The organism is Caulobacter sp. 73W (assembly GCF_041021955.1).
Classification (GTDB): domain Bacteria; phylum Pseudomonadota; class Alphaproteobacteria; order Caulobacterales; family Caulobacteraceae; genus Caulobacter.
Map to the genome: position 1 here is coordinate 3365315 of NZ_CP158375.1, position 13421 is coordinate 3378735.

The 13421-nt window shown below is 66.2% G+C and carries 9 protein-coding genes; 4 read left to right on the top strand and 5 right to left on the bottom strand.

Annotation, left to right across the window (positions count from 1 at the left end; translation table 11 throughout):
- Nucleotides 1–4: 4 nt before the first annotated feature.
- From ABOZ73_RS16050 to ABOZ73_RS16070, 5 genes are all read right to left on the bottom strand, one after another.
- Nucleotides 5–220: a hypothetical protein gene (locus ABOZ73_RS16050; RefSeq protein WP_369059126.1), complete on the bottom strand. Its 216-nt coding sequence runs from the start codon at nucleotides 218–220 to the stop codon at nucleotides 5–7.
- A gap of 64 nt (nucleotides 221–284) precedes the next feature.
- On the bottom strand, nucleotides 285–2540 hold the full coding sequence (locus tag ABOZ73_RS16055) for an acyl-CoA dehydrogenase (protein WP_369059127.1): 2256 nt from the start codon (nucleotides 2538–2540) through the stop codon (nucleotides 285–287).
- Nucleotides 2541–2862: 322 nt separating this feature from the next.
- Complete coding sequence (locus ABOZ73_RS16060; RefSeq protein ID WP_369059128.1) at nucleotides 2863–3399, bottom strand: hypothetical protein; 537 nt, start codon at nucleotides 3397–3399, stop codon at nucleotides 2863–2865.
- Nucleotides 3365–4192 (bottom strand): MBL fold metallo-hydrolase, encoded by an 828-nt coding sequence (locus tag ABOZ73_RS16065; RefSeq protein WP_369059129.1) that lies wholly within the window; start codon nucleotides 4190–4192, stop codon nucleotides 3365–3367. Before ABOZ73_RS16065 ends, ABOZ73_RS16060 begins: the two co-directional genes overlap by 35 nt.
- A 10-nt stretch (nucleotides 4193–4202) precedes the next feature.
- Nucleotides 4203–4928, bottom strand: coding sequence for a hypothetical protein (locus ABOZ73_RS16070; RefSeq protein WP_369059130.1), 726 nt, complete (start codon nucleotides 4926–4928; stop codon nucleotides 4203–4205).
- 94 nt (nucleotides 4929–5022) lie between these two features.
- On the opposite strand from ABOZ73_RS16070, the gene ABOZ73_RS16075 reads away from it, so the two are divergent.
- The 4 genes from ABOZ73_RS16075 to ABOZ73_RS16090 all read left to right on the top strand — a co-directional run bounded on the left by ABOZ73_RS16075 (nucleotide 5023) and on the right by ABOZ73_RS16090 (nucleotide 13420).
- The gene (locus ABOZ73_RS16075; RefSeq protein WP_369059131.1) at nucleotides 5023–8016 is read left to right on the top strand and encodes a TrlF family AAA-like ATPase; all 2994 of its coding nucleotides are present in this window, start codon (nucleotides 5023–5025) and stop codon (nucleotides 8014–8016) included.
- A 397-nt stretch (nucleotides 8017–8413) separates the two neighbouring features.
- On the top strand, nucleotides 8414–9787 hold the full coding sequence (locus ABOZ73_RS16080; protein ID WP_369062481.1) for a transposase: 1374 nt from the start codon (nucleotides 8414–8416) through the stop codon (nucleotides 9785–9787).
- Between the two features lie 319 nt (nucleotides 9788–10106).
- The gene (locus tag ABOZ73_RS16085; RefSeq protein WP_369059132.1) at nucleotides 10107–12287 is read left to right on the top strand and encodes a TonB-dependent receptor; all 2181 of its coding nucleotides are present in this window, start codon (nucleotides 10107–10109) and stop codon (nucleotides 12285–12287) included.
- Complete coding sequence (locus ABOZ73_RS16090) at nucleotides 12287–13420, top strand: PepSY-associated TM helix domain-containing protein (RefSeq protein WP_369059133.1); 1134 nt, start codon at nucleotides 12287–12289, stop codon at nucleotides 13418–13420. Before ABOZ73_RS16085 ends, ABOZ73_RS16090 begins: the two co-directional genes overlap by 1 nt.
- The last annotated feature ends 1 nt before the right edge of the window (nucleotide 13421 follow it).

The following is a 13421-nucleotide window of genomic DNA, read 5'->3' on the forward strand; positions in this document are numbered from 1 at the left end:
GGGCTCAGGCGTCCTGCTTCCAGCTGCGGTCGCGGGTGGCGCGATCACGGCGGGTGTGGCGGCGGAAGGTCATCACCTGCTCGGCCAGGCTGGCGTCGTCTTCCAGCAGAACGCGCAAGGACGCGATCTCGGCGTTGATCAGGTCACGCTCCAGCGAGCCGGCGATCAGGGAGTCCGTGCGCGTTTCGAGCTTGCGGATCGTGCATTCGATGGCGCTCATGGTCGTCCTCCCTCTGTCGGCTTCCCGTCCTAGATGGTTCGCCGGCGAAGGATCGCAAGACCCCTTATTCCACAAGCTGTGGCGTGCGTTGCTTTCGGGGCGCGGCAGGGGGCTGGCCGCGCTTCAATTCGTCGGGCGAGAAGTCGTCGACGGCGAGGACGGCGGTGACCGCTTCATCGGCGGCCTGGAGCAGACGGCGCTCGTCCTCCGACAGCAGGCCCTGGTCGGCGGCGACGCGCCAGTCGCGGATCTTCTGGGTCCGCAGGCGGTCGTGGATGGGTTGGGTGTCGACCACCTGGTGGAAGGCCGACTCCAGCCGCGCCACCGCTCCCTCGCTGACGAAGACGCCCTCGGTCAGACGGTCGCGGGTGGGCGACGGCTCGGTGATCAGGTGGGCGCAGGCGCGCACCGTGCGGTCGCTGGGGCCGCTGCGGATGACACCGAAGGGCAGGACAAAGACCTTCAGCAGCCAGGCGGCCGGGCGGCTGGGGAAGTTGTCGAGGATTTCCTTCAGACGCCGCTCGATGGTCAGGAAGCCGTCCTGCATGACGTAGTCGAGCAGGGGCAGGTCGTCGGTCTGGCGGCCCTCGTCCTCCCAGCGCTTCAGCGCGGCGCTCATCAGGTAGAGCTCCGACAGGATGTCGCCGAAGCGGGCCGACAGCATCTCGCGGCGCTTCAGTGAGCCGCCCATGGTCAGCAGCGCCATGTCGGAGGCGAGTGCGAAGGCAGCGGCGTAGCGGCCCATGCGGCGGTAGTAGCGGCGGGCCGGGCCGCTGTCGGGCGCGGCCCCCAGGCGACCGTCGGTCCAGGCGCTGACAAAGGCGCGGCGTGCGGTGCGCAGGGTGTGGACCACATGGGTCCAGAATACCGCGTCGAACTCGGCCAGGCCCTTGGCCATGTCCTCGTTCGCCAGGGCCCGCATCTCGTCCAGGATGTACGGATGGGCGCGAATGGCGCCCTGGCCGAAGACGATCAGGCTGCGGGTCAGGATGTTGGCGCCTTCCACCGTGATGCCCACCGGCACCGCGCGATAGAAGTTGCCCAGATAGTTGTTCGGCCCGTCGATCACCGCCTTACCCGCGTGGACGTCCATGGCGTCGTTGGCGGCGACGCGCATCCGCTCGGTGGCGCCATGCTTCATGATCGCCGAGATCACCGACGGGTGGTGGCCCAGCCCCAGGCCCGCGCAGGTGAAGCGGCGGGCGGCGTCGAGCAGATAGGCGTTGGCGCCGATGCGGGCCAGACGCTCCTGAACGCCCTCGAACTGCGCGATGGGGATGCGGAACTGCTGGCGAACCCGGGCGTAGGCGCCGGTTGTTCGCGCCGCCAGGGCCGCCCCGGCCGCCGACAAGGAGGGCAGGGAAATACCCCGCCCGGCCGCCAGGGCCGCGTTCAGCATCATCCAGCCCTGGCCGATGCGCTCGGGCCCGCCGAGCACGGCGTCCAGCGGCAGGAACACGTCATGGCCCTCGTTGGGGCCGTTGATGAAGGCCTGCATGGACGGCAGGTGGCGGCGGCCGATGACCACGCCGGGGGTGTCGGTGGGGACCAGGGCGACGGTGATGCCCAGGTCCTTTTCGCCGCCCAGCAGGCCGTCCGGATCGCGCAGCTTGAAGGCCAGGCCCAGGACGGTCGAGATCGGACCGAGCGTGATGTACCGCTTGTTCCAGTTCAGACGCATGCCCAGGACCTTGCGGCCCTCATGCTCACCCTCGCAGATCACGCCCTCGTCGGTCATGGAGGCGGCGTCGGAGCCGGCCTCGGGACTGGTTAGGGCGAAGGCGGGGATGTCGCGGCCGTCGGCCAGGCGCGGCAGCCAGCGTTCGCGCTGCGCGTCGGTGCCGAACTGCATGAGGAGCTCGCCTGGACCCAGAGAGTTGGGGACCATCACGGTCACGGCGGCGGCCACCGAGCGCGTGGAGATCTTCCGCACCACCTCCGAATGGGCGAAGGGCGAGAACTCCAGCCCGCCGTAGCGGCGCGGGATGATCATGCCGAAGAAGCGCTCCCGCTTGAGGAAATCCCAGACCTGGGGCGGAAGGTCCTGGTCCTTCCAGGTAATCGCCCAGTCGTCGAGCATGGCGCATAGCTCTTCGACCGGCCCGTCGATGAAGGCGCGCTCCTCGGCGGTCAGGGCAGCCGGGGGAATGGCCAGGAACTTGTCCCAATCGGGCGCGCCGGTGAACAGGTCGGCGTCCCACCAGGTGTCGCCGGCCTCAATCGCCTCGGCCTCGGTGTCCGACATCTCCGGCAGGACCGACTTGGCCCAGTGGTAGATGGGACGCGAGATGTGGTCGCGGCGAATGGACGATACGGTCATGAGATACGCTCCCGGCTGAGGACCGCAACAACGGGCCGGGGCGGTGAAGGTTCAGGTGAACAGCGCCTCAGTGCCGAGTTCGGCTGCGGCGAGCGCCTGATGGCATCCGGCCTTGTCTGTTGACGGCTGAAGGGTTCGAACCCCGGGGCCTCTTTTCTCCTTTCGGCTCATCGCTTCCGTTGGGAAGGTCCGAAATCGGGAAAGCGCTTTGGCCCAACTCAACCGAGCAAAGCTGCGTTTCGCATCGTGAGCGTGCGCCAGCCACCACAGCTATGTGGGCGGACGAGGTGCCCAATCTGCTCCAGGTAGCCAGTCGGCCGCTTCAGGGGAGGATCAGCTCCGCGAACTCTACTATGCGCGAGGCTTCCGCTTCGGTCACCACCCATAAGGGTTGGCCAGTTGAGGCCACGGCTTGAACAACGGCGGTGCCGGGATGTCGCCATTTGCCGTGCGGGGCAGCTGAGGCCAAGATCAGGCCGGGTTCAATGGCCGTCAGCAGCTCGGGATGGAAATTGTGTTCCGATCCGTGGTGCGGCAGCAACAAGGTCTGCGCCTGCTTTAGGTAGGGGGCGTAGTGCTGTTTGAAGGCGTCCCGTCGCGCCATTTTCTTCAAGTCTGCGTCGCCGGTGCCGAACCAACCCAGGTCCGCGGCGAAGCGGTCACTGTAGAAGAGCTTACCAGTCTTGGCCCACCAAGATCCGCTCTGCTGGTCGAAGGGGCCGGAGTAGAGCGACAGCGACGTCACATTCAGGTTCGCGATGGTCGCGTAGGCTTCGATGAGGAGCGACTTGTTGTCGATGACGGCGGCCAGGAGCCATGTCGGGTCAGTCGTTGCGGTTTTGAAGGCGTCGGGCGTCATGCCGAAGAGATCGGCAGCTGCCTGGATGAAGGCATCGCGCGCAATACTGACCTCTTGATCGACGTAGGGCGCGAGTAGCCACGTCATCGCGAGGTCGGTGCCGGTGCGGATCGCAAAGGCCTGAGTGTCGTCGATCTCGAAGACTTCTGGTCGGGCTATCACCCTGGGCTGCACCTGCGACGGTCGCCGTTCTCCGCCGGACCCAGCCGCGACCAACAATCTGCCATTTGCAGTCGCCCCGGCGCTCGTCGCGTTCCGGTTGGTCGAATGGACCTTCAGGCGTCCCCGGTCCGAACTCGCCGGGGCGCGGCGCGCCGCCTTCGCCGCCTCTGTTCACGACGATGATCTGGCGCGGATTGAACCGGGAGATCGCCGCGACGGGATCAAGCGCCATTGCCTGGATGAACTCGTCCTCTCGACCGCCGGTCTCGGCGCTCGCGCGCGCAAAGCAGATCAGCCGGTCGATCACGTTCAACAGCGGCAGGACGACGGTATCGACCTGCGAGCCATGCGTCGGATCGCAAAGCTGAGCGACCCCGCTGATGTGATCCTCGTGCATGTGAGAGAGGAACAGGATGTCGATCTTGCCGCGCGCGGTCTGCCGATGGAAATCGTCTATCGCCGCCTTGCGTTCTGCGGCGTAGCTGGCCAGCGATCCGCAGTCATAGACATAGAGCAGACCTGGGCCGGCGAGCGGTTGCTCATCCTTCGGGTCGGCTGCGAAGTGCGCGCCGATCAGACCTGCATGGAAGCAGCCTTGGCCGACCGGAAACTGGTAGCGGACGTTGTGCAACGGGCGGCTCTTAGCCTTGCGGGAGGTAGTTTGAGACGACATCGGCCAGCTCGCCAACGCCAACGCCACCGCTGGCGGCCTCGGCGATCCAGCCTAGGAGGCTGCCCAGCGCCTCTTGCGCCACCTCTTTCGTGGCGTCTTTTGCCAGGTCCGCCGCGACGTCCTTGCCGAACTTGTTAAGGGCGTCGACGAAGCCTTTGTCGTTGGCGACGCCCTTCAGCTTCTTGCTCAGTGCTTCCGCGCGCTCCCCGGACATGAACGCCCTGACGAAGGTGCCGAGCTGGTTCGTGGGGACGCGCAGGATTTCTCCGCTGAGGGAGATGTCGCTGAAGACGCCCACGGTCTTCAGGCGGGCTTCGATCGCCGAGCGGATCAGCGGTGACTCGACCCCGAAGCTCAGCCGCTTGTCATCGACGCTGAACTTGGCCTGCGACAGGGTGCGAAGCACGGCCTGGTCAAGGTCGCTGTCGTCGTTGCGCAGTTGGTGCTGGAAGAGCATGGACCGGGCCTTCGCCGGGGTGACCTTCAGCACCCGCGCGATGGTGTAGACCGGCCCATCCGGGTCGATGATCTTGACCTTGACCAGCGCGTCAAAGACCAGTTGATCGACTTCAGACTTGGGCGTTGCCGCAAACGCCACGGCGAAGTAGCCATCGGCGAAGGCCGCGGCGAATTGAGCGCCGGCCACAGGATCGTGCAGGCGATCCTTGAGTTGCTGGAAGGTCGCGACCGCCATGTCGATTTCTCTCTTCTGCGGTCCCAGAGTAGAACAACCTTAAGTGTCGCGAGAAGCGATAAGTGCGGCCTCCAATCATAGCTGCGAGGAAACCTTGGGACGGTATCGGACAGGAGAACGCGATCCTGAAGGATCGGTATGGCGTCGGTGGGAGCCGCACATCCATCCGCCGGGCACGCTGTTCAATGACCAGTATCCCGCCGGCGACAAGGGGTGGGATGCGTACCTGAAGCTGATCGAGGGTGCCGATCTGCCCGTGACCGCCGTGGGCGTGACCGACTACTTCGGGCTTTGGACCTACGAGACCTTTCTGGAGCGGGCGAGGGGGCGCATCCCCGGCGTCACCCTGGTCTTTCCCAACGTCGAGCTGAGGCTGAACATCAGCACGCAGAAAGGGCCGTCGATCAATCTGCACCTCCTGGTCTCGCCCGACGATCCCGAGCACGTCGCTAAGACTAACCAGTTCCTCAAGGGCCTGACGTTTGAGGCGTTCGAGACGACCTTTCATTGCGACCCCGATGACCTCCGTCGTCTCGGTCGTCGCTATAACCCCGCCCAAACCGACGATCAGGCGGCGCTGGCCGACGGGGCCAACCAATTCAAGGCCGACTTCAAACAGCTCCGCACCGCATGGCGACAAAACGCCTGGATTCAGGAGAACGCCCTCATCGCTGTCGCTGGCAGTAATCGTGACGGCACCGCTGGTTTGGGGGGGGACCCGGCGCTGGACACCCTGCGCGCCGAAATCGAGTTGTTCGCCCACATCGTCTTCGCCTCGACGCCGCGCCAGCGCCTGTTCTGGTTGGGCAAGGACGGGGTGTCGGTCGATGACCTGGAGTCACGTTACAACGGCCGGAAGCCCTGCCTGCATGGCAGCGACGCGCATGGCCTTCAGAAGGTCCTGAACCCTGACCTGGATCGGCGGTGCTGGATCAAGGGCGACGCTGTGTTCGAGAGCCTGCGCCAGGCTGCGCTGGAGCCAGAAGATCGGGTGTTCATCGGCGCCGAACCACCCAAGGGCGCCCTACCGTCCCAGGTCATGACGGGCCTTGAAGTCAGGGACGCCGATTGGTTGCCAGCAGCGGCCATGCCGCTCAATGGCGGCCTGATCTGCGTGATCGGCGCGCGCGGCTCGGGAAAGACCGCGTTGGCTGATCTGGTCGCCGCCGGCGCCTACGCTTCGCAGCCGAACGAGCAGTCGTTTCTGCATCGCGCCCGGCCTCGCCTGAAGAATGAGGTGGCGGCGCTATCGTGGCTCGACGGCGGGAGCACGAACAACAGCCTCACGATGACAGACGTCGAGGCGTTCTTCGACGCTCCCCGCGTCCAGTACCTATCGCAGCAGTTTGTCGACCGCCTCTGCGCCGCCGATGGCGTCACCAGCGAGCTGATGGCCGAGATCCATCGGGTCATCTACCAAGCGCACGCGCCCGATGATCGTCTCGGGGCGACTGACTTCGACGAGCTGCTTGACGCCAAGGCCGCGCGCGCCCGGGCCTCGCATGAGCGTCATGCCGAGACCTTGAACGCGCTGTCGAATGAGATTGAGCAGGAGCGCGAGAAGCACGCCGCGCTTGCTGGCTTAAAGGTTCAGCGCGAGAATCTTCTCGGCAGCGCCGCGCGCCAAAAGACGGATCGCGCGGCGCTCATCACTCAGGGGGATGCGGAACGGGCCGCGGCGCTTGATGCGGTCTCGCGGGCGGTCGAAGCTCGCGCCCAGGTGCTGGAGAGCCAGGAGCGACGTCGCAACGCGGTCCTGGCTCTGAAGGAAGAGGTGGCTGCGTTCCGAACGGTCGCCGCCGCCAGCCATTTGCGCCAGCTCAGGGCCAAGCATAGCGAAGCCGCCTTGTCCGATCCTGAGTGGGACCGCTTCAAGCTGGACTACAGCGGCGACGTAGATGGAGCCATTCAATCGGCCCTGTCCCAGGCGGACGCCGAGATCACTGCGTTGCGCGGTGTCGCTCCTGTCGGAGCAGGACCTCATGTCCAAACCGGTGCCGACATGTCGAAGCTCACGCTCGCCGTCCTGCGGGCCGAGCAGACGCGGCTTCAGGCCTTGGTCGGTGTCGACCGTGAACGAGCCAAACGCTACGACAACCTCACCCAACGCATCATCGCCGATGAGGCGGCGGCGGCGAAGGTCGAGCGCGAGATCGCCCAGGCGGAGGGCGCTCAGGACCGCATCAGCACGCTCCTTGAGGATCGCAAGGCGGCGTATCGCGGCGTCTTCGCGGCCTTGATAGAGGAACAGGCCCAACTCTCCGACCTCTACGCGCCGCTGGCGGCGCGCCTGGATGGCGAACAGGGCGCGCTCGCCAAACTGGCCTTCGTTGTGCGGCGAGCGGCCGACGTACAGACCTGGGCGGACGCGGGTGAGGAGCTGCTTGATGTGCGCAAGCAAGGGGCGTTCCGCGGGCGTGGCACCTTGGCGGCGGCCGCGACCCTTGCGCTGAAGGAGGTTTGGGAGACCGGCACTGCCGAAGAGGTCGCAGAGGCCATGGCGACGTTTTTCCAGACCCACCGCCAGGACTTCCTGGACCAGGCGAATGTGGACCGCACCGACAGGGCCACCTTCCGCAAATGGGCTGCCTCGCTGATGCGGTGGCTCTATGGCGTCGGCCATATCCGCGTCGCCTATAGCGTCCAGTACGACACGACCGACATCGAGCAGCTATCGCCCGGCACGCGGGGGATTGTGCTGCTGCTTCTCTATCTCGCCATCGACCGCGAAGACCTCCGGCCGCTCATCATCGACCAGCCCGAGGAAAACCTCGACCCGAAGTCGATCTTTGACGAGTTGGTGCCGAGGTTCCGGTTCGCCAAGACGCGGCGACAGGTGCTCATTGTCACCCACAACGCCAACCTCGTCGTCAACACCGATGCGGATCAGGTGGTCGTCGCGACCTGTTATCCGCGACAGGGCACCGTACTGCCTGAAATCCGCTACGTCTCCGGCGGCCTGGAGAACCCGGTCATCCGGCAGAGTGTCTGTGAGATATTGGAGGGCGGCGAGGCGGCCTTCAAGGAGCGAGCGCGCCGGTTGCGCGTGCGGATACCGCGTGAGCCGGATAGCGCCGCCACCTCTTAGGCCGCTGCGCAGCGGCGCGTGTGGAAGATGAGCGACCGGTAAACCTCTTCAGCGGGTCGGAAGGAGCTGGCATGTGAGCGTCCGCTTTCTGGCGCTCAGCCAATGACCGCTTCTGGCGGATTGTGTTGAAAAAGGCCGGCTAGGTTGAAGGGCGGCCCAGGCATTTTCCTTCGATCCACGCCCCACCGGCGTCAAGACATGCGTCTTGGGCAACGCTCGGGGAGTGGCGCACGAACACCGCGACACTGACCAGAGCTACGACGGCGACCGCCGCAACGATCAGCCAGCGAACTACGCGCCGAGACATCCTGATCACCTTCTTCGTTCAAGGCTAACTCGCTTGTTGAAGCATGAAGTGGGGCCTGATTCACTCCCGTAGCAGCGAGGAGGCATGGCCATGATGGGTGATCGAAAGATCGATCAGGGCGCTCTGTTCTACGAGTTCTCGCTCGAAGGGCACGTGCCTGCAGGCCACCTGCTTCGCGCCATTGATCGCTTCGTCGATCTCGAGGGCGTTCGTGCTCACGTCGCGCCCTTCTACTCTCCCATTGGCCGCCCATCGATCGATCCCGAGCTGCTGATCCGCATGCTGATCGTCGGCTACTGCTTCGGCATCCGTTCTGAACGGCGGCTCTGTGATGAGGTGCATCTGAACCTGGCCTACCGCTGGTTCTGCCGCCTAGGCCTGGACGGAGATGTCCCCGACCACTCAACCTTGTCGAAGAACAGGCATGGCCGCTTTCGCGACTGTGATCTGCTGCGTCACGTCTTCGAGACGACGGTGGAGCGCTGCATAGCCGAGGGCATGGTCGGCGGAGAAGGCTTCGCCGCCGACGCCAGCCTGATCAAGGCTGACGCTAACCGTCAGCGCTGCGTACCCAGTGCAGAGGGCTTGCCGAAGGCGGCTGCGAGCCGGGCGATCAATGAGTATCTAGCCGTGCTCGATGACGCCGCCTTCGGCGCGGCGACTCCCGTCGTGCCGAAGTTCATCTCACCGGCCGATCCGGCGGCGCGTTGGACCGGAGCGGACAAGGGCCCGGCCTACTTTGCGTACTCGACCAACTATCTGATCGACCTGCAGCACGCGGTGATTGTCGATGTCGAACCCACAGCGCCGGTGCGTCAGGCGGAGGTGGGCGCGGTTCGCACGATGCTCGACAGGGTACGGGATCGCCATGAACTGAGCCCGGATCGCCTGGCTGCGGACACCGCCTATGGCTCGGCGGAGATGTTGGATTGGCTGGTCGAAAAGCGAGGCATCGAGCCGCATATCCCAGTCATCGACAAATCCGGGCGCGATGACGGGACGTTCGCACGCAGCGACTTCATCTACGACCGCGCCGCCGACACCTATACGTGCCCGTCGGGGAAAACTTTGGAGCGAAACCGACGCGCCTTTAGCAGGCCACGGCCGAACGCCCCACCAGACGACACCTATCGATACCGCGCGTCGAAGAAGGATTGCGACGCGTGCGAACTGAAGAGCCGCTGTTCACCCAACACGCCCGCCCGCAAAGTCACTCGTTCGATCTATGAGGCTTCAAGAGACCGGGCGCGCGATATCGCCAAGACCGACGCCTATATAATCTCACGGCGAGAGCGGAAAAAGGTCGAGATGCTGTTCGCCCACCTCAAGCGCATCCTCAAGGTAGACCGGCTGCGGCTCCGTGGCCCGAATGGCGCCCGCGATGAGTTCCTAATGGCTGCAACCGCTCAGAACCTTCGCAAAATGGCCAAGGTGATCGCCCCGTTGGACGCTTTACCTGCCTAAGGCGGGGCTACTCAGTTCCGTACGCTTGGCAGCCGCCGGATCAGCGCGGCCTTTTTCAACGAAATCGGCGCATTCCTGACGGATCATGGGTTCGCTCAATCTGCGGGTTGCCCAATCGAACGCTGGGCGACGAGCAGCCTTCAGATCCGTTGAGGCGGTGAAGGTGCAGGGACAACCGCTTGAGGCTTGCGAGGAGGGGAGACCGGAGCGTGGCCTGGAGGCCACGGCATCAAACGACATCGCTCTTGGCTATTGCAACTTAGTTGCAATAGCACCATACGGCGGCGACATTTCCAGCCAGGCCGCTTCCGAGGGCGTCATGACCAAACAAGTTTCCAAGGCGCCTCTGCGCGCGGCCTTCCTGGCGGGCCTCAGCCTGACGGCCCTGGCCCAGGCGGCGGCCGCCCAGACCCGCGGCGAGGCGAACGACGTCGATCAGGTCGTGATCACCGCCGCCCGCACCATTCTGCCGGCCAGCGCCCTTCCCCTGACGGTGGACGTCGTCGACAGCGAGACCCTGAACCAGCAGGTGATGATCAGCGGCTCGATCATCGACGCCGTCTCGACCCTGTCTCCGTCGTTCTCGCCCACCCGCCAGAAGCTGTCGGGCGCCGGCGAGAGCCTGCGCGGCCGCTCGCCGCTCTACGCCATCAACGGCATCCCGCAGTCGACGCCGATCCGCGACGGCTCGCGCGACGGCTACACCATCGACCCGTTCTTCATCGACCGCGTCGAGCTGATCTACGGCTCCAACGCCCTGCAGGGCATCGGCGCCACCGGCGGCGTGGTCAACCAGGTCACGGTCGGCCCGCCCAAGGCGGACGGGATTTCGGGCCGCACGCTGGTCCAGGCCACGGGCGGTCACAAGCTGGGCGACTCCGTGGGCGGCAAGGTCGCCGGCCTGGTCGGCTGGCGAGGCGGCGCGTTCGACGCCACCGCCGGCGTCGCCTACGAGACCCGCGGCGCCTTCTATGACGGCGACGGTCGGCGCATCGGCATGGATACCGCCCAAGGCGATGTGCAGGATTCCAAGACCCTGTCGCTGTTCGCCCGCCTCGGCTGGCAGCTCAGCCCCAGCACGCGCCTGGACGTGGTCGGCAGCCGCTTCGAACTGAAGGGCGACGGCGACTATGTGACCGCCACGGTCGCGGGACGCACGCCCGCCTCCGCGATCCTTCCGACGGACGGAGATAGCGCCATCCGTCTTCCGACGACCGCCTTGCGCGGCGAGGTGCCGGGCGACCCGGCCGCCAACCGCGTCGAGACGATCTCGGCGTCCCTCGTCAGCGACGACCTGGCCGGCGGCGTGCTGAACGCCCAGCTATTCTTCAACCGCACGCGCGACACCTTCGGCGGCGACATCAGCGCCACCTTCCAGGATGCGAGCATCGCGCCGATCGGCACGCTGTTCGACCAGTCCGCGAACCGTTCGCGCAAGCTGGGCGCGCGGATGAGCTACGAGCGCGCCGTGCCGGGCATCGAGGGGCTGATCGCCACCGCTGGCCTGGACGCCTTGACCGACACCACCGAGCAGGTCCTGACCGCCACTGGCCGCGCATGGGTGCCGCCGACCAAGTTCCAGAGCATCGCTCCTTTCATCCAGGGCAACTACGCCCTGCTGAACGACAAGCTGCGCCTGGCCGGGGGCGTGCGCTTCGAGAACGTCCAGCTGAAGGTCGACGACTTCACCACGCTGGCCTCCTACGGCTCGCGCAAGGTCAGCGGCGGCGATCCGGAGTTCAAGGCCACGCTGGTCAATGGCGGCGCGGTGTACGAGCCGATCGGGGGCGTGCGCCTCTACGCCAGCTATGCCGAAGGCTACACCGTGCCGGACGTGGGCCGCATCCTGCGCGCCATCAACGTGCCCAATGTCGACGTCGAAAGCTATCTGGCGGTAGAGCCGATCGTGTCCAACAACCGCGAGCTCGGCGCCGAGTTCAAGCGCGGCCCGTTCGACGCCAGCGTGGCTTACTTCTGGTCCAAGTCGAAGTTCGGCCAGTTCCTGGTCCGCAACGCCGACGGCATCTTCGACGTCCAGCGCCAGGGCGTGGCCATCGAGGGGCTGGAGGTCAACGTGAAGGCCCGCACGCCCGTGCCCGGCCTGGAGGTCTCGACCGGCTACGCCCGCCTGCGCGGCCAGACCGACACCAATCGGGACGGCAAGGTCGACACCGACCTGGACGGCGCCAACATCTCGCCCGATCGCCTGAACCTGGCCGCCGACTACCAGACCGGCAAGTGGGCCATGCGCCTGCAGATGCAGAAGTTCATGTCGCGCGACATGCAGAGCGCGGCGGTCAAGGACGACTTCGAGGGCTATACGGTCGCCGACGCCTTCGTGCGTTACGAGCTGCCGGTCGGTGCGCTGTCGCTGGGTGTCCAGAACCTGTTCGACAAGCAGTACATCACCTACCACTCGGACACGACCTTGCCCCAGCGGGACAAGTTCTATGCCGGCCGCGGCCGCACCGCGACGCTCGGTTGGGAAGCGCGCTTCTGATGAAGACCCTGCGCCTGCTGCATCGCTGGGCAGGAGGCCTGATCGGCCTTCTGCTGGCGCTCCTGGGCCTGACCGGCACGCTGCTGGTGCACGAGGACGCCTGGCTGCGCGCCACCGTGCCCCACGCGACCGACGCCCAGCGGCAGGACACCGCCACCCTGGCGGCGACGTTGACCCGGGTCTTCTCCGCCGAGGACCGTCCGCGCTCCATCGTGCTGGCGACGGCGGAGCAGGGCCTCAACAGGCTGAGCTACAAGGCCGAGCAGCAAGGCGCCTATGCCGATCAGGACGGCCGGATCGTCCTGGGTTGGACCTCGATATGGGCGCGCCCCGAGGTTTGGCTGTTCGTCTTTCACCACTACCTGTTCGCCGGCGACGTGGGGAAGGTCATCACCGGCGTCGCGGGCCTGGTCGGGCTGGGCTTCGTGGTCACCGGCCTGATCCTGTGGTGGCCGACGCGGCGGATGTTCCATGCTCGCGCCTGGCCACGACTGATGAAGCGGGCGGCCATCGTCCATCATCACCGCGACCTGGGCGTGCTGGTCGCGCCGCTGCTGATCGTCTCGCTGACCACCGGCGCGGCCATGAACCTCAAGTGGTTCTCGCAGGCCCTGCGCGCGCCGTTCACCCCGCCGTCGGTCATGCAGCAGGCGTCGGCCCCGCCCAGGATCGAGGGCGGCGAGTTCGCCGAGGATCTCGACTGGGCCAAGGTGATCGGCGCGGCCAAGGCCCGCTATCCCGGCGCCGAGGTGCGGATCGTCACCCCTCCGGCCAAGGCCGGCGGCCTGATCTCGATCCGCCTGCGCCAGCAGGCCGAGTGGCTGCCCAATGGGCGAACCATGGCCTGGTTCGACCCCGCCGACGGCCGCATGGTCGCCACGCGCGACGCCCAGACCCTGCCCCTGGGATCTCGGATCGCCAACGCCGATTTCCCGCTGCACGCGGCAAAGGTCGGGGGGCTGCCCTATCGCCTGGTGATGACGGTCTGCGGCCTGGCCCTGACGCTGCTGGGCACGCTGGCTGTGGTGACCTTCTGGGGCAATCCCAGCGGCCTGCCCAAGCGCAAGAAGAAGGCGGTCAAGAAGATGCGGCCTGCGGGCGGCGAGACGCCTGTTCCGGCAAGCCGCGCCTGAG

Excerpts from the sequence above, each read along its gene's own strand:
- ABOZ73_RS16055 (WP_369059127.1), bottom strand. The coding sequence starts at position 2,540 with ATGACCGTATCGTCCATTCGCCGCGACCACATCTCGCGTCCCATCTAC.
- ABOZ73_RS16090 (WP_369059133.1), top strand. The coding sequence starts at position 12,287 with ATGAAGACCCTGCGCCTGCTGCATCGCTGGGCAGGAGGCCTGATCGGC.
- ABOZ73_RS16070 (WP_369059130.1), bottom strand. The coding sequence starts at position 4,928 with ATGGCGGTCGCGACCTTCCAGCAACTCAAGGATCGCCTGCACGATCCT.
- ABOZ73_RS16060 (WP_369059128.1), bottom strand. The coding sequence starts at position 3,399 with ATGACGCCCGACGCCTTCAAAACCGCAACGACTGACCCGACATGGCTC.
- ABOZ73_RS16080 (WP_369062481.1), top strand. The coding sequence starts at position 8,414 with ATGATGGGTGATCGAAAGATCGATCAGGGCGCTCTGTTCTACGAGTTC.
- ABOZ73_RS16050 (WP_369059126.1), bottom strand. The coding sequence starts at position 220 with ATGAGCGCCATCGAATGCACGATCCGCAAGCTCGAAACGCGCACGGAC.
- ABOZ73_RS16085 (WP_369059132.1), top strand. The coding sequence starts at position 10,107 with ATGACCAAACAAGTTTCCAAGGCGCCTCTGCGCGCGGCCTTCCTGGCG.